Raw genomic sequence first — 15,967 nt, 5'->3', positions numbered from 1 at the left:
TGTTCTCAGTCCCAGCGTCCCGGGGTCCACGCCGCGCCCAGCGGCCAGAGCACGACCGGCGCTGACCCGGGACGCGAGGCGATCGCGATGATGTTCTGCCCCCGCCGGGCGGGCGTGCTGAGCCACACATGGTCGCCCTCCCGCACCGCGGCCACCTCGGGTGTGGTGGTCCAGACCAGCTCGCCGAACTCCTCGGTGCGGACGGTCAGCCGGTGCCCGGACCCGACCCTGACCACCTCGCCGGCGCTGAGGCTGTGCCCGGCCAGGGTCCGTTCCAGGAGTGCCGGGTCGTGGGCGTCGGGCGTACTCGCTGTGCGGGGTGGACCACCAGAGAAAGGTCGCCCCGAAGAGTGCCAGCCAGACGGCCGCCCCGACCAGCCGGGCGGGAGTGAGGCCGTCGAGGACGATCCACCCGACGTGGAGCACAGCCACGAGGAGCAGCGACCCGGCGAAGAACCGGACGCGCGCGGTGCGGCTGCGGCCCACGGCACGTCTCAGGGCCTCCACCGCCTGCTCCCGGCCGACACCCGTCGCGGTCATGGGCCCGAACCTAGCGTCGCCAGATCAACCGAGCATGCGCAGGGCCACCAGGGCGTAGGTGCGGGAGGCGACGAGCAGCTCCTCGACCGAGACCGACTCGTCCGGCCGGTGCGCCTGGTCGTTGACCGAGCCGGGCCCCAGGACGAGGGTGGGCACGCCCGCGTCCCGGGCGACGAATCCACCGTCGCAGGCGGCCGTCCACCCGGCCAGCTCTCTGCCCGGTCCGCCGGACTGCTGCAGCGCCGCGTCGGTCAGCACGACGAACGGGTGGTCGGCGGGTGTCTCGAAACCGGGCATCGACATCGGCATGCTCACGTCGACGCTAAGGTCGTCCGCGGCGAGGTCGAGGCACTCGATCCGCGCGCGGACGGCCGCGAGCACCGCGTCGGCGTCCTCACCGGGCAGCAGGCGCCGGTCGGCACTGAGGTGCGCGTGCGCCGGCACCGTCGAGGTGCCCTGCCCGCCGTCGATCAGCCCGACGCTCCAGGTCGACGGGCCGACGAGCGGGTGGGCGTCCGCGGCCAGCTCGCCGTGCCAGCGGCGCACCTCCTCGATGACGCGGGCGGCGCCGTAGATGGCGTTGCGGCCGTCGTCGGGACGCCCGGAGTGGGCGGCCACCCCGTGCACCGAGATCTCGACGTAGGAGTCGCCGCGGGCGGCGATGATCGTCTGCAGGTCGGTCGGCTCCGCCACGACGCACCCGAGGAACCGGCTCCGGTCCTGACGCATGTAGTGGCGGATGCCGAGTCCGGTCTCCTCCTCGTCGACCAGCGCCGCCAGCTCGACCGGCCCGGAGAGCGTCACCCCGGCGCGGCGCAGCGCATCCATCGCCACGACGCAGGCGGCCAGACCGCCCTTCATGTCCGCTGTGCCGCGGCCGTAGACGCGTCCGTCGCGCAGGCCACCCTCGAAGGGGTCGGCAGTCCACCCGTCACCGGGCGGGACCACGTCGGTGTGACCGAGCAGCAGGAGGCCGGGTCCTGTCCCGCCCGGCAGGGTGGCCGAGACGTTGGGACGGCCGGGCGCCACGTCGTCGACGGTCACGTCCAGGCCGCGGTCCCGGCAGGCGGCGCCGAGCACCTCGGCGGTCGCGGCCTCCTCACCCGGGGGGTTGTGGCCCCGTGCCCGGACGAGATCCTGCGTCAGCGTGACGACCGCTGCCGCGTCGATGAGCTCGAGCACGCGGCGCTCGGTCTCCGTGGTGGTCACGTGGTCGCGGCGAGGCGGTCCACGGCGCGGCGGAGCCGGGCGACTCCCTCGCGGATCCGGTCCGGTGGCGTCGAGGCGAAGCACAGGCGCAGGTCGTGCGGGAAGGCCTGGCTGGGGGAGAAGGCGTTGCCGGGGATGTAGGCCACGCCCTCGGCCAGGGCCACCGGGAAGAGGTCCTCGGTGACGACCGGCCGGTCGAAGCTGACCCACAGGAAGAAGCCGCCCTCGGGATCGGTCCAGTGCGCGATGTCCCCGAAGTGCTCGGTGAGCGCCTCCTGCATGGCCACCTTGCGACGCCGGTACTCCGCCCGCTGCACCTCCAGGTGCTCGGTGAGGTGCCCGCCGGCCAGGAACCCGGCGACCAGTCGCTGGGCCGGCAGGTTGGTGCACGTGTCCATCGCCTGCTTGGCGTTGATCAAGAGTTGCTGGAGCTCGGGCGCGGCGTCGACCCAGCCGACCCGCAGCCCGGGGGCGACGATCTTGGAGAAGGTCCGCACCGAGAAGACCAGCGGGTCACCGGCACCGAGCTCCCGCAGCGAGGGCAGCGGCTGGCCAGCGAAGCGCAGCATCCCGTAGGGGTCGTCGTCGATGACCACGCTGCCCCAGCCGCGCGCCAGGTCGAGCAGACGGTGCCGGCGCTCCAGTGTCATCGAGGCCCCGGAGGGGTTCTGGAAGGTGGGGACGGTGTAGATGGCCTTCGGGGCGCGCCCTGCGCGCTCGACACCCTCCTGCAGGGCGTCGATGCTCATGCCCTCGTGATCCACCGGGATCTCGAGGAGCTCGGCCTGGTAGGACAGTGCCGTGGCGCTGCCGTTGGTGTAGGTCGGCGACTCCACGACGACCAGGTCACCGGGATCGACGAAGAGCTTGCAGGCCAGGTCCAGACCCTGCATCCCGCCCGAGGTGATGGTCAGCCGGTCGGCGGTCGTGGCGTCCCCGGTGCCGTCCAGGATGCCCAGGAGCGCCTCGCGCAGCGCCGGGTCGCCCTCGGTTGCGGCGTAGTCGAAGGCGTCGGCCGCCGTCGGTCCGATGGCCTCGGTGCCGATCTCGGCCAGCACCTGCGTCGGGATGGCCTCGGCGGCCGGACTGCCCATCGCGAACCGGACGATGTCGTGGGTCTGGCTCGCGAGCAGCGAGGTGCTGGAGTCGATCACCGATCCGACGAGGCCGGTGGCCCGCTCCGCGAGGGGCAGGGTCTGGGGCTGGGTAGTCATGTCGCCTTCCGTCCGTTCTCACCCCAATTCTTGGGGAGGTTCTGCACGGGCTCCACGCATTCTTGGGGAAGTTCTGCCCGCGCTCTGGCCACTCCCGGGGCAGGCTCGGGCCACGCCAGGGAGCTCGTGGTGTGTGTCAGGTCTTGATGGTCAGCCCTCCGGGGACGCTGGTCAGTCGGTGCACGCCCTGCTCGGTGATCAGGACCGGCTCTGAGGTCTCATAGCCCCAGCCTCCCATCCACATGCCGAGGATGACGTGGAAGGCCATGCCGGCCTGGAGCACGGTCTCGGACCCCTCGCGCAGGCTGACCGTCCGCTCGCCCCAGTCCGGGGGATAGCCGATGCCGATCGAGTAGCCGATCCGCGACTCCTTGGTCAGGCCGTGCTTGGCGATGGCCCGGGTGAAGGCGCTGTGCACGTCGTGGCTGGTGCGACCCGGGCGCAGCTCCTCAGCCAGCGCCAGCCAGCCCTCGCTCACGGCGGAGGCGCAGTCGGCCAGGTACTGCGGGGGCTTGCCCAGGCTCACCGTGCGCGCCAGCGGCGCGTGGTAGCGCTGGTGCACCCCGGCGAGCTCGATCGTGGCGGCCTCGCCGTAGCGCATCACCCGGTCGCTCCAGGTCAGGTGTGGGGTCCCCGCGGTCGCTCCGGTGGGCAGCATCGGCACGATGGCCGGGTAGTCGCCGCCCAGCCGGTCCAGGCCCGCGGTCTGGGCGTGCTGGATGTCGGCGACGATGTCGCACTGCCGACGACCCGGCTCGATCGCCCCGAGGGCGGTGAGCATGACGTGCTCGGCGATCTGCCCGGCATACTGCAGGCACTCCTGCTCGGCCGGGGACTTGACCAGCCGGACCCAGTTGACCAGCTCCTGGCTGTCGACGATCTCCGCTCCGCCCAGCCCGTCGCGCAGGGCCAGGTAGCCGCGTGCGGAGAAGAAGTGCGAGTCGAGCTCGGCGGCGATGCGCACACCTGGCCCCGACGGCAGCACCCCGACACCGATGGCCTCCTTGGTCACCCACTCCATCGGGTGCGCGTCGGGACGGTGGACCAGCTGTTCGGGATAGCCGTGGATGTGGTGCGGCCCCAACGCTGCCGTGTAGTGAGCCCCCTGGGCGTCCATCGCCCGCGCGAACAGGTGCGGCACCCCCTGCACCGGGACGACGAGGACCTGCGGCGTGTAGAAGGACCACGCGTTGTAGCCGGTCAGGTAGTAGAGGTTGGCCGGGTCGGCCACCACCAGCGCCTCGTAGTCCCGCTCGGCCATCACCGCCTGCACCCGCTGCAGGCGGTCCTTGAACTCGCGCAGCGTGAAGGGGCGGATGATCTCCGGCGGGACCGTCGGGTTGCGCCGGGCCGGCGGGCGTCTGCTCGTCGTGGTCACGCTCGGCCCCCCAGCAGTGACGGTCCCGGGCTGCTCACCCCGGCCCCGTGGGACGGTGGCTCGAGCAGCCGCTGACCGGGACCCACGGCCGCGATCCCGACGGAGTGCAGCGCGGCCCACAACGTCACCTGGTTGGCGGTCAGGACGGGGACGCCCAGCTCCGCCTCCAGGTCGGCGATGATGTCGTAGGTCGGCAGGTTGGTGCAGGAGATGAAGACCGCGTCGCAGTCGGGCGTGAAGCAGCGCCGCGCGATGTCCGCGGTCACCTCGTAGGGCACCGTCCAGATCCGCCCGACGAGCCCCAGGTGACGCATCGCGGTGACCGTGACCCCGGCCTCCTCCAGGAAGGCGCTCAGGCCCTGGCTGATGGCGGCGTCATAGGGCGTGGCCAGGGCGACGCGTGAGACGCCCAGCTGCTGCAGGGCCCGGACCAGCGATCCGCTCGTGGTCACGGCCTGCGAGGCGCCGGCCACCTCCATGGCGGCGACCAGGGCGCGCTCGCCGGCGTGCAGGTTGATGAAGCTGCCGGACGTGCAGGCGTAGGCCACGACGTCCGGCTGCACCGCGAGCAGGTCCTGGGTGCACCGGGCTACGACCTCGGGGTCGCCCACGACGGTGGCCTGCTCGAGCGAGACCGGCAGCGGGGCATGGGGGGTCCGGGTCAGGCGCAGGGTCACGTTGTCCGGGACCCAGCGCCACAGCTCCCGGTCCAGGGCGAAGTCGTAGGGGACGATCACCCCCACGCCGACGGTGCCCACTGGCGCCGCCTCCAGGCCCTCTCCGGGGCCACCTGCCATCGTGCTCATGTCCACATGGTGCACGCTAGTGCACATTGTTGACAATCGGACACGCTTTTCGGCTACATTGGCCGCGTGTCAGGGTCCCGTCCGCTCATCGTCGTCCTGGGGGAGCACGCCAACGACCGTCCGCCCCACCTGGAGCCCCTCGAGGGCCGGGTCGACCTCCGGTTCACCGACGCCGACGGCCTCGCCGGGGCGGTGCGCGGGGCACGGGGGCTCTTCCTCTGGGACTTCTTCTCTACCGCCGTCCGCAGCGCCTGGGAGCACTGCGAGGACCTGGAGTGGATCCACGTCGCGGCCGCCGGGGTGGACAGCCTTCTCTTCGACGAGCTGCGCGACTCGGACGTGACGGTCACCAACGCGCGTGGCACCTTCGACCGCCCCATCGCCGAGTTCGTCCTGGCCAGCATCCTGGCCCACGCCAAGCTCGTCCACGAGAGCCACCGCCTGCAGCAGCAGCGGCTCTGGCGGCACCGCGAGACACACACCCTGGTCGGCTCGCGCGCCCTGGTCGTCGGGACCGGTGCCATCGGGCGCGAGATCGCCCGCCTGCTGCGCGCGGTCGGGATGGAGGTCCGGGGCGCCGGCCGCACCGCCCGCGAGGGGGACCCGGACTTCGGGACCGTCGTGGCCAGCGGCGCCCTGGCGGCCGAGGTGGGCTGGTGCGACCACCTGGTCAACGCCGCACCGCTGACCCCCGCCACCACCGGCCTCGTCGACGCCGCAGTCCTGCGCGCGATGCGGCCGACCGCGCACCTGGTCAACATCGGCCGCGGCGCGAGCGTCGTCGAGTCCGACCTGGCCGCCGCGCTCGCCGGAGGCCTCATCGCGGGGGCGTCGCTGGACGTCTTCGAGACCGAGCCGCTGCCCCAGGACTCCCCGCTGTGGGACGCGCCGGGCTGCGTGATCAGCGCGCACATGTCCGGGGACGTCGTCGGCTGGCGCGACACGCTAGCCCGCCAGTTCGTCGCCAACGCCGAGCGCTGGCTGGCCGGCGAGCCGCTGGAGAACGTCGTGGACAAGCAGTTGGGCTACGTGCCAGGAGGTGCCTCGTGAACGGAGCGGTCAGTATGCCGGAGGGTCGGGACCTGTCCCTGGCCTCGGCCGAGGAGCTGGTCACCGGGTACCGAGCCGGTGACTTCACCCCGGAGGACGCGACCCGTGCGGCGCTCGCCGCGATCGCGACCCACAACGACGCGGTCAACGCGATGGTCCTGGTCGACGAGCACGGTGCCTTGGCTGCGGCGCGGGAGTCGACCCGGCGGTGGGCGCAGGGCACGCCGCAGAGCGCGAGCGACGGCGTGCCCACGACCATCAAGGACCTGCTGCCGACCCGGGGGTGGCCGACGCTGCGCGGCAGCACCCTCACCGACCAGGACGGTCCCTGGCACGCCGACGCGCCCTGCGTCGCGCGGCTGCGCGAGGCCGGTGCCGTCCTGCTGGGCAAGAACACCACGCCGGAGTTCGGCTGGAAGGGTGTCACCGACTCGATCCGCGAGGGGGCCACGGGCAACCCGTGGGGCGCCGGGCTGACCGGCGGGGGCTCCAGCGGCGGGGCCGCCACGGCGGTCGGGCTGGGCATGGGCGCCTGGTCGGTCGGCACCGACGGCGGTGGGTCGGTCCGGATCCCCGCCTCGTTCACCGGCACCGTCGCCCTGAAGCCGACCTTCGGGCGGATCCCGCTCTTCCCGCCCAGTCCCTACGGCACGCTCTCCCACGCGGGCCCGATGGCCCGCACGGTGCGCGATGCCGCGCTCCTGCTCGACGTCATCGCCCAGCCGGACTCCCGGGACTGGGCGGCACTGGACCGCCCGACCGGCTCCTACCTGGCCGGCATCGAGGACGGCGTCGCGGGGCTGCGCATCGCGTACTCGCCGACGCTGGGCTACGGCACGAACGACCCGGAGGTCGAGGCGGCGGTCGGTGCCGCCGTGCAGCTCTTCGCCGAGCTGGGCGCCCACGTCGAGCACGTCGACCCCGGGATCACCGACTGTGTGGACGCCTTCCACGTGCTGTGGTTCACCGGTGCGGCCAAGGTCGTCGAGCACTACGGTGAGGGCGCCCTCGAGCAGATCGACCCCCGCCTGCGGCAGGCCATCCTCGAGCTGGGGACCGACGTGTCGGCCTCGGACTACCTGGACGCGACCGCGGTGCGCATGGACCTGGGCGTGCGCATGGGCGCCTTCCACGAGGAGTTCGACCTGTTGCTGACCCCGACCATGCCGATCGTGGCGTTCCCGGTGGGTCAGGACGCCCCGGACGGCTGGCCCTCGACGCTGTGGACCTCGTGGACGCCCTACACCTACCCGTTCAACATGACCCAGCAGCCCGCGCTGTCGCTGCCCTGCGGTCTCACGTCCGACCGCAGACCCATCGGGCTGCAGATCGTCGGGCCACGGCACGCCGACGCCCTGACGCTGCGGGCCGGTCGGGCCTACGAACGGGCGACCCACTGGCACCGCGAGGTGCCCACCCTGCTGGCGTGACGGCATACCGCCGGATGCCGGCGCTCACCGCCCCGGCGCCCCCCACCCGCCCCCAGCCTCGCACGTAGCCACACCCACTCACGGAGGTTCCCATGGCCCGCTACATCACCATCACCCTCGAGCAGCGCGGCGTGAGCTGCACGGCGCGGCTGCTGGACGAGGCCGCTCCGCGGACCGCGTCGGCGGTCTGGGACGCGCTGCCGCTGTCGGCGCCGGTCTTCCACGGCAAGTACGCGCGCAACGAGATCTACGGGCTCTACGAGCCGTTCGCCGAGCGCGACCCGGGCCGGGAGAACACCACCATCACCCCGATCCCCGGTGATGTCTGCTGGTTCACCTTCTCCGGGGACGACCTGGGCAACCCGGCCTACGGCTATGAGACCGAGGAGGAGCACCGGGCCGCCACCGGCATCATCGACCTCGCGATCTTCTATGGCCGCAACAACCTGCTGATCAACGGCGACCAGGGGTGGGTGCCGGGCAACGTCTTCGGCGAGATCACTGAAGGGCTGGCGGAGATGGCCGCCGCCTGCCAGGACGTGTGGATGGGCGGGGCCCGGGGCGAGACGCTGACCTTCGCGCGCTCCCACGAGGACTGAACCCGCCACGGTGCACTATGTCCGGCAGTGGCAGGGTCAGAACCCTGGAACTGCCGGACATAGCGCCCTCGCGCTGGAGCGGCTCGCGCGGTCGCTGGTGGGGCGCCGGCTCAGCCGTCGGTGCCGAGGACCTCGCCGGTCACGCTGATCAGCACCTCGATGTCGTCACGCTCGTCGGTGTCGACGCTCACCTCCCAGTGGTGGGGGTTGCCGTTGCCCTCGCCCTCGAGCTCGGCGTCGTCGAGCACGCCGCCGACCTCGGAGACGGCCAGCTCAATGGCGTCCTGCAGGGTGATCGTCGCTGCCTCGAGCGCCGCGCGGTCGTCATCGTCCAGGTCGTCCTGCTCGGTCTGGAGGACCTCGGCGCCGTCCGCGCTGACCTTGACCTCGACGGAGTGGTCGTCGACGCGCACATCGACCTCCCAGGTGCCGTCGTCGTCCAGGTCGTCGATCTCGTATGCCGTGCCGCCGGTCTCTGCCTCGGCCGTGTCGATCGCGGCGAGCCCCGTGGCGGTCAGGTCACCGGTGGTGCCACCCGTCGCGTCCGCGGCATCGTCGGTGGCGCCGGACGCGTCGTCGGCGCTGGTGTCGCCGGCCGCGTCATCCGTGGTCGTGTCCTCGGCGCCGGTCTCTGCCGGCGCGCTGGCCGAGGGTGCGTCCCCGGGGGTCTCGGTGTCGGGCTCGCTCTCGCCGCAAGCCACCAGACCGAGGGTCATGGTGAGGGCCAGAGCGGTGGTCATGGTCAGTCGCTGTGAGTTCCTCATGGCAGCATCGTGGCAGGCCAAAGTGAGAGGCATTCTCATGAAAGATCTCTCATGGTCGTGCGCTTATTCGGCCTGAAACCTCGGGTCGTTAGGCTCGGCGTGTGAGCCAGGACCCGATCAGCCCTGAACTGCGCGCGGACGTGCGCCGTGTCTCCACCCTGCTCGGCCAGTCGCTGGTGCGACACCACGGGCAGGAGCTGCTGGACCGCGTGGAGCAGGTGCGGCTGCAGACCAAGGCCGGCCAGGCCGGCGATCCCGGGGCGGCGGCCGAGGTCCGGGACCTGCTCGGCAGCCTGCCCCTGGACGTGGCGACGGATCTGGTGCGCGCGTTCGCCGCATACTTCCATCTGGCCAACGCCGCCGAGCAGGTGCACCGGGTGCGCTCGCTGACGGACCGCCCCGAGGGGGAGGGCTGGCTGGAGACGGCGGTCGCCGACATCGCGGCGGCCGGTGGCGCCGAGTTGCTCCGAGACACCATGGGGGAGCTCGACGTCCGACCCGTGTTCACCGCGCACCCGACCGAGGCGAGCCGTCGCTCGGTGCTCACCAAGATCCGCCGGCTCAGCGACGAACTGGCCGCCACGACCGAGCCGGAGACCGTCGCGCGGCGCCGACAGGACCGGCGGCTGGCCGAGCTGGTCGACCTGATCTGGCAGACCGACGAGCTGCGGCAGAACCGGCCGACGCCGATGGACGAGGCGCGCAACGCGATGTACTACCTGGACGAGGTGCTCGCCGAGACCGTCCCCGACCTGCTCGGCGACCTCGGCGACCTCCTCGCCCAGCACGAGGTCCCGGTCGACCGCCGCCGGCCACCCGTGCGCTTCGGGTCCTGGATCGGCGGGGACCGGGACGGCAACCCCTATGTCACGCCGCAGACCACGGCCGAGGTGCTCCGGCTCCAGCACCAGCACGCGATCAAGCTGGCGCTGGGCATGGTCGACGTGCTCGTCTCGCGGCTGTCCAGCTCGACGGTGATCGTGGACGTCGAGCCGGAGCTGGAGGCCTCCCTGGCCAAGGACCTGGACAACCTGCCCGGTCTGGACCCGCGGGTCAAGGAGCTCAACGCGGCCGAGCCCTACCGGCTCAAGCTCACCTGCATCAAGGCCAAGCTGCTCAACACGCAGCGGCGTGTGCTCGGAGGGACGCCGCACGAGCCGGGCCGCGACTACGCCCGCACCAGCGAGCTGCTCGACGACCTCGACCTGGTCGCGGACTCCCTGCGGCAGCACGGCGGCGGGCTCGTGGCCGACGGCGCCCTGGCCCGGGTGAGCCAGACCCTGGCCGGCACCGGTCTGCACCTGGCGACCCTCGACGTCCGGGAGCACGCCGAGCACCACCACGCGGCCGTGGGGGAGATGCTGGACGCGGTGGGCGGGCTGTACAAGCCGTATGCCGAGCTGGGCCAGGGTGAGCGCCTGGCCATTCTCGCCGCTGAGCTGGCCTCCCCGCGTCCCCTCCTCACGCCGGCAGCGCCGCGACCGAAGACCCTGGCCGTCTTCGACGAGATCCGCACCGCCGTCGCGACCTACGGCCCGGAGGTCATCGAGACCTACATCGTCTCGATGACCCAGGGACCGGACGACATCCTCGCGGCGGCCGTGCTGGCCAGGGAGGCCGGCCTGCTGGACGTGCACGGCGCCTCCGAGGGGCAGGACGCCTTCGCGCACATCGGCTTCGCGCCGCTGTTGGAGACCGTCGACGAGCTCCGCGGCGCCGCCGGCCTGGTCGACGCCCTGCTCAGCGCCCCGGCCTACCGGCAACTGGTCCGGCTGCGCGGTGACGTGCAGGAGGTGATGCTCGGCTACTCCGACTCCAACAAGCAGGCCGGCGTGCTGACCAGCCAGTGGAGCATCCACCAGGCGCAGCGTGCGCTGCGGGACGTGGCCGCCAAACACGATGTCCGGTTGCGGCTGTTCCACGGACGCGGCGGGTCGGTCGGCCGGGGCGGCGGCCCGACCTACGAGGCGATCCTGGCCCAGCCCCGCGGGGTGCTCGAGGGCGAGATCAAGTTCACCGAGCAGGGCGAGGTCATCTCGGACAAGTACTCTCTGCCGGCCCTGGCCAAGGAGAACCTCGAGCTCTCCGTGGCCGCGGTGCTGCGCGCGTCGGCCCTGCACCGGGACGCCCGCTCGACCGCCGACCAGCTGCAGCGATGGGGTGCGGTGATGGACCACGCCTCCGAGGCGGCCTACCAGACCTACCGGCGGCTGACCGACCACCCCGACCTCCCGGCATACTTCGTGGCGGCCACTCCCGTCGACCAGCTCGGGGCGCTGAACATCGGGTCCCGGCCCAGCAAGCGACCCGATGCGGGCAAGGGACTGGACGGCCTGCGGGCGATCCCGTGGGTCTTCGGCTGGACGCAGACCCGGCAGATCATCCCCGGGTGGTATGGCGTGGGGTCGGGTCTGCGGGCCGCGCGGGAGGCGGGGCACGGGGAGACGCTGCGGGAGATGATGGAGCACTGGCACTTCTTCCGTGCCGTGGTCTCCAACGTCGAGATGACCATCGCCAAGACCGACCTGGACATCGCCGCGCTGTATGTCGAGACGCTCGTCCCGCAGGAGCTGCGCCACCTCTTCGACGCGATCCGGGAGGAGTTCGAGCTGACGGTGACCGAACTGCGGGCGCTGACGGGGGAGGAGGACCTGCTCGACGACCAGCCGGTGCTCAAGCGGTCGCTGGCGGTGCGGGACCAGTACCTCGACCCGATCTCCTACCTGCAGGTCGAGCTGCTGCGGCGGCTGCGCGAGCCCGAGGCGGGCAGCGAGGAGGAGGACCAGCTGCAGCGGGCGCTGCTGATCACCGTCAACGGCGTCGCGGCCGGACTACGCAACACCGGCTGACCGACGTGTCCCCCGTGGTCAGGAGCTGCTGTCCGTCTCCTGGATCACGAGCAGCATCGTGCCCTCGGGGTCCCGGAGATAGCTGACGCGTTCTCCCCAGGGCATGTCGGCCGGAGGGATGACCACGTCGGCGTCCGCTTCCGACGTCACCGCGTCGAGGTCGGGCACGTAGACACAGATGTCGACGGCGTGACCGCTCGCGGGCAGGGGAGTCTCGCCGTACAGGGCCGGCGCGGTGCCGTTGCCGAGTGCGACCTGTCCGTCGCCGATGCGGAGCGTGAGGTACTGCGGCTCCCCGGACTCGGGGAACTGGTACTCGACGACACCGGACAGGACGCGCTCGTACCACTGTCGCGTCCGCGGCAGGTCGGCACAGTTGATGATGGGGAAGACTCTCTGGGCCACGGTTCACTGTTCATCCCGGCCGGGCGCACTGTCAAGAGGATCACGGCGTGGAGCTGTGGAGTCGGTCGTGCCGCGTGGGTCGACCGCGCTTCCCTACTCCGTCGCGGCCGGCTTGGGCACAGGGTTGCCGACCTGGGCGTCGCCGATGCAGACGTTGACGCCAGGGTCGAGGCCGTCGACGACGATCTCCGAGCCGCCGCCGACCAGGTGCACGACCACCTCGCCGAGGCCCTTGTGGAACTCGACCTCCTGGGCGGCGTTGCCCAGGCGCAGGGTGCCGGTGGTCTCACCGCCGGAGAGGTAGCCGATCCGCACGGCCCAGTCCCAGGGGAAGGCCGTGTCGGTCAGCGGGACCGCGATCCGACCGTCGACCGGTTGCCAGCCGCAGAGTCCTTCCAGGGGTGGGGGAGAGGCGAAGCCCTCGATGCCCATCGGGACGAAGGTGCCGTCGGTGCCCAGGATCACCGGGTTCGTGAAGGCCTCGCGCGTCGCCATGTCCTGGCGCAGCTCGGGCGGGGCGATCGGCGCGATGAACCGGCTGACCAGGTTGTACTCCCCGAAGATCGGACCGAGGATGCTGACCGGGAGCTGGGTGTCGAAGACCTGCGTGCCCTCGGGCAGATCGCGCACCGACTCCTCGGTCGTCTCGACGAAGCTCTGGTAGGGGTTGGCGGCGCTGAAGATGGCGTAGCCGTTGGCGCTGTGCAGCGCCAGGGCGAGCCAGATCGCGCAGGCCACGCCGCTGGCCCAGAGCCGGGTCTGCCGGGGGATCGCAGCCAGCCACACCCGCCCCTGCGGCAGCCAGGCGTCCTTCTCCTCGTCCAGGGCCATCAGGCACATGCCGATCACGATCACCAGGGGCACCACGGTGTCCGCGAGGTAGCGGGTCTCCAGCGCGGCCATCGAGCCGCTCATCGCGACCCGGCCCAGCGCCAGGGCCGCGATCGAGCCCCCGAGATAGACCAGGAGCGCCATCCACGCCCTGCCGATCCGACGCCTGGTCAGGAGTGAGACCACCACGATGGCCGCGGCGATGATCCAGCAGGCCCAGTCGAAGAACCGGGGTGAGTCGACCATCGCGCCGGCGTAGCTGACCGGCTGCCAGTCCCACGGACCGCCCAGCGCGCCGGGGATCATCGTCCGGAAGACACTGAGGTAGACGAAGTCGGTGACCTGCTCGGCGGTGGGGACGACGAGGTCGGCCGTCGCCTCGGCACGGGAGGACCCGTCCAGGTAGATGATCAGGTAGACGACGCTGGCCAGCGCGTAGCCGGCCCAGACCAGCCAGGTCCTGCGCGCCAGCGACCAGATGTCGCGCACGGTCAGCCGCACGGTGGGCGAGACGGCCAGCGACAGCACCGCGATGAACGGCAGGTAGATGACGATCTTCTCGAAGCTGGCCAGGCCGAAGCAGTACCAGAAGATCGCCCAGACCGCGTCCTCCCACCTCCCCGACCGCAGGTAGACGACGTGGTTGGCGACCGCGCCGGCCAGCGCCGCGGTCAGCGGCAGCCAGATGATCGCCGCCGACAGCCAGGTGAAGGCGGGCATGGTCAGGGGCGTCAGGCAGTAGAACGCGAACGGGACCAGGATCAGCGCCCGCCGGGTGAAGAGCTCGGTGAGCATTCGCCATACGAGAACAGCGACGAGCACCTGGGCGACCAGCATGCAGAGCACGGCGGCGCTCCAGTTCCACGGCGCCAGGTGGGTGAGGACCCACATGAAGCCGAAGCCGACGGGCTCGAAGTGGCCGGTGTGCACCCGGGTGAGGTAGTCCCAGCCGAGCGGGTGCTCCATCGCCCGGCTCTGCAGCATGAAGTCGTCGGTGATGAAGAAGCTGTCGCGCAGGATGTTGTAACGGACGGCGACCATCAGCAGCAGGATCGCCAGGAACCCGGTGCGGATCGGGTCGCGCAGGAGCCACGGCGTCTGCTCGGCCGTCGGGGCGTCGGCGTGCGTCGCCTCCGTGGTCGTCATGGGCGGCAGTATCCCTCAGGGGCACCGCCGATCGCGCAGCCCACGCCATCTGTGACGATGTCGTCATGCCCGAGGGACACACACTGCACCGGCTGGCCGGTGACCTGCAGGAGGCGTATGCCGGGGGGTCGCCGTCGGTGACCAGCCCCCAGGGGCGCTTTGCCGAGGGTGCCGCGCTGCTGGACGGCCGGGTGGTGGAGCGCGGGTCCGCGTGGGGCAAGCTGCTGTTCCTGCACTTCGAGGGGGAGCGGATCCTCTATGTCCACCTGGGGCTGATCGGCACGTTCGTCCTGTCCTCGGTGGAGGGTCAGCCGGACCCGCCCGTCACCGGCGTCGTGCGGCTGCGGCTGCTGGACGAGCGGACCGTCGCCGATCTCCGTGGCCCGATGGCATGCGAGGTGCTGACCCCCGAGGAGGCCGCCGCACTGGTGGAGCGCCAGGGGCCGGACCCGCTGCGGCCCGAGTCGGACCCGGACCGGGCGTGGGCCAAGATCCATGCCTCCCGCCGGTCTATCGCCGAGCTGCTCATGGACCAGACCGTGCTGGCCGGCGTGGGCAACATCTATCGCTGCGAGGTGCTGTGGCGGCACCGGATCAAGCCGTCCACGCCTGGCGTGCGGGTCAAGCGGGCGACGTGGCAGACCATCTGGGAGGACCTCTCGGCGCTCATGCCGTGGGGCGTGCGCACCGGGCGGATCATCACGCGCGACGAGGTGCTGCAGGACGTTGCGGACGCGGTGGCTGCGGGCGAGGCGCCCCGGACCCTGGACGTGCCGCGTGACTTCTCGGTCTATCAGCGCACGGGTGAGCCGTGCCTGCGGTGCGGGTCACGGGTGCGGCACAGCGTCGTGGCCGGTCGGAACATGTTCTGGTGCGGCAACTGCCAGCGCCGCACGTGATCGGCTCCGGCGTGCACAACGTTCCCAAGAATGCGCGCAGGGCGTACCTATCTTCCCAAGAATGGGTCAGCGACGGTCGATCACCTGTGCGGCCCAGACCTTCTCGCCGTAGTCCCGGAGGTGCTCCATCCCCAGGATCTGGTTCAGCAGCTCGCGGGGCGGGGGGAAGTCCGGGCCAAGACCCTCGTTGTAGAGATGGTGCGCCTCGAGGGAGGCCACGCCCGCCTCGAAGGTCGCCGTGACGTCGATGAAGTGCGTCGGCTGGGTCGAGGCCGCGATTGCCACGTAGCGGATCCCCGCCCACGGTTCGAGCCCCTCATCGAGGAGCTCACGGAAGATCCAGCGGTTGCCCGCGTCGGCCACCGCGTCCAGGGCCGCCAGACCGACGGCGCGGTGGTCGGCCTGGTTCACGAACCCGCCGGGGAAGAACTCCTCGAACGTGGCCGTCACCAGCAACTCGGGGCGGACGCGACGGATGTGGGTCGCGATGGCCTTGCGGAGGGGCAGGCCGTACTCCACGACGCCGTCGGTGAAGTCGAGGAAGTCGACCCGGTCGACGCCGACCTCGGCCGCGCCGTCCCGCTCCTCCTGGGCGCGGGCCGGCGCCGCCTCCTCGGGTGGCATGCCGTCGATCCCGGCCTCACCGCGCGTGGCCAGCAGATAGCTGACCGACTTCCCGGAGGCGGTCCACCCGGCCACGGCCGCGGCGGTGCCGTACTCCAGGTCGTCGGGGTGAGCGACCACGCACAGCGCGGACTGCCAGTCATCGGGGAACTCGGCGAGCGTCATACCTGGAGTCTGTCGCATGTCGTGCCGAGGTGCCCGGCGGGGAGATCTCAGTCGTCAG

At 71.7% G+C, this 15,967-nt stretch carries 14 protein-coding genes; 5 read left to right on the top strand and 9 right to left on the bottom strand.

Annotated elements, in window-relative coordinates; all coding sequences use genetic code 11:
* Window positions 1-5: 5 nt before the first annotated feature.
* The 5 genes from MWU75_RS05135 to MWU75_RS05115 form a co-directional block, all read right to left on the bottom strand.
* Complete coding sequence (locus tag MWU75_RS05135) at window positions 6-236, bottom strand: hypothetical protein (RefSeq protein ID WP_247088681.1); 231 nt, start codon at window positions 234-236, stop codon at window positions 6-8.
* Window positions 237-564: 328 nt separating this feature from the next.
* On the bottom strand, window positions 565-1,749 hold the full coding sequence (locus MWU75_RS05130) for a M20 family metallopeptidase (RefSeq protein WP_247088680.1): 1,185 nt from the start codon (window positions 1,747-1,749) through the stop codon (window positions 565-567).
* The gene (locus MWU75_RS05125; protein ID WP_247088679.1) at window positions 1,746-2,963 is read right to left on the bottom strand and encodes a PLP-dependent aminotransferase family protein; all 1,218 of its coding nucleotides are present in this window, start codon (window positions 2,961-2,963) and stop codon (window positions 1,746-1,748) included. Before MWU75_RS05125 ends, MWU75_RS05130 begins: the two co-directional genes overlap by 4 nt.
* A gap of 136 nt (window positions 2,964-3,099) precedes the next feature.
* Window positions 3,100-4,341 carry a M24 family metallopeptidase gene (locus tag MWU75_RS05120; protein WP_247088678.1) on the bottom strand — a complete coding sequence of 414 codons (1,242 nt, stop codon included), beginning with the start codon at window positions 4,339-4,341 and terminating at the stop codon, window positions 3,100-3,102.
* Window positions 4,338-5,147 (bottom strand): Asp/Glu racemase, encoded by an 810-nt coding sequence (locus MWU75_RS05115; protein ID WP_247088677.1) that lies wholly within the window; start codon window positions 5,145-5,147, stop codon window positions 4,338-4,340. The genes MWU75_RS05120 and MWU75_RS05115 overlap by 4 nt, the downstream gene beginning before the upstream one ends.
* A gap of 66 nt (window positions 5,148-5,213) precedes the next feature.
* Here MWU75_RS05115 and MWU75_RS05110 point away from each other — a divergent pair, with 66 nt between their 5' ends.
* The 3 genes from MWU75_RS05110 (at window position 5,214) to MWU75_RS05100 (ending at window position 8,226) form a co-directional block, all read left to right on the top strand.
* Entirely contained in the window at window positions 5,214-6,197 is a 984-nt protein-coding gene (locus MWU75_RS05110; protein ID WP_247088676.1) for a D-2-hydroxyacid dehydrogenase, read from the top strand.
* On the top strand, window positions 6,194-7,627 hold the full coding sequence (locus MWU75_RS05105) for an amidase (protein WP_247088675.1): 1,434 nt from the start codon (window positions 6,194-6,196) through the stop codon (window positions 7,625-7,627). The genes MWU75_RS05110 and MWU75_RS05105 overlap by 4 nt, the downstream gene beginning before the upstream one ends.
* Window positions 7,628-7,719: 92 nt before the next feature.
* Window positions 7,720-8,226 carry a DUF3830 family protein gene (locus MWU75_RS05100; protein WP_247088674.1) on the top strand — a complete coding sequence of 169 codons (507 nt, stop codon included), beginning with the start codon at window positions 7,720-7,722 and terminating at the stop codon, window positions 8,224-8,226.
* A gap of 110 nt (window positions 8,227-8,336) precedes the next feature.
* Here MWU75_RS05100 and MWU75_RS05095 read toward each other — a convergent pair whose 3' ends face one another.
* Entirely contained in the window at window positions 8,337-8,990 is a 654-nt protein-coding gene (locus tag MWU75_RS05095) for a PepSY domain-containing protein (protein ID WP_247088672.1), read from the bottom strand.
* Between the two features lie 101 nt (window positions 8,991-9,091).
* On the opposite strand from MWU75_RS05095, the gene ppc reads away from it, so the two are divergent.
* Window positions 9,092-11,839 (top strand): phosphoenolpyruvate carboxylase, encoded by a 2,748-nt coding sequence (gene ppc, locus MWU75_RS05090; RefSeq protein ID WP_247088670.1) that lies wholly within the window; start codon window positions 9,092-9,094, stop codon window positions 11,837-11,839.
* Window positions 11,840-11,857: 18 nt separating this feature from the next.
* On the opposite strand, the gene MWU75_RS05085 is transcribed toward ppc, so the two are convergent.
* Both MWU75_RS05085 and MWU75_RS05080 read right to left on the bottom strand, forming a co-directional pair.
* Window positions 11,858-12,244 (bottom strand): VOC family protein, encoded by a 387-nt coding sequence (locus tag MWU75_RS05085; RefSeq protein ID WP_247088668.1) that lies wholly within the window; start codon window positions 12,242-12,244, stop codon window positions 11,858-11,860.
* A gap of 93 nt (window positions 12,245-12,337) precedes the next feature.
* Window positions 12,338-14,221: a hypothetical protein gene (locus MWU75_RS05080; protein ID WP_247088666.1), complete on the bottom strand. Its 1,884-nt coding sequence runs from the start codon at window positions 14,219-14,221 to the stop codon at window positions 12,338-12,340.
* 65 nt (window positions 14,222-14,286) lie between these two features.
* Here MWU75_RS05080 and MWU75_RS05075 point away from each other — a divergent pair, with 65 nt between their 5' ends.
* Window positions 14,287-15,120 carry a DNA-formamidopyrimidine glycosylase family protein gene (locus MWU75_RS05075; RefSeq protein ID WP_247088664.1) on the top strand — a complete coding sequence of 278 codons (834 nt, stop codon included), beginning with the start codon at window positions 14,287-14,289 and terminating at the stop codon, window positions 15,118-15,120.
* Window positions 15,121-15,186: 66 nt separating this feature from the next.
* On the opposite strand, the gene MWU75_RS05070 is transcribed toward MWU75_RS05075, so the two are convergent.
* The gene (locus MWU75_RS05070) at window positions 15,187-15,909 is read right to left on the bottom strand and encodes a PIG-L deacetylase family protein (protein WP_247088662.1); all 723 of its coding nucleotides are present in this window, start codon (window positions 15,907-15,909) and stop codon (window positions 15,187-15,189) included.
* Between the last annotated feature and the right edge of the window lie 58 nt (window positions 15,910-15,967).

The organism is Ornithinimicrobium sp. F0845 (assembly GCF_023015765.1).
Taxonomy (GTDB): Bacteria; Actinomycetota; Actinomycetes; order Actinomycetales; family Dermatophilaceae; genus Ornithinicoccus.
Note: the sequence above shows the minus strand (reverse complement) of the source record. Positions and strands in the feature narration are given on the sequence as shown.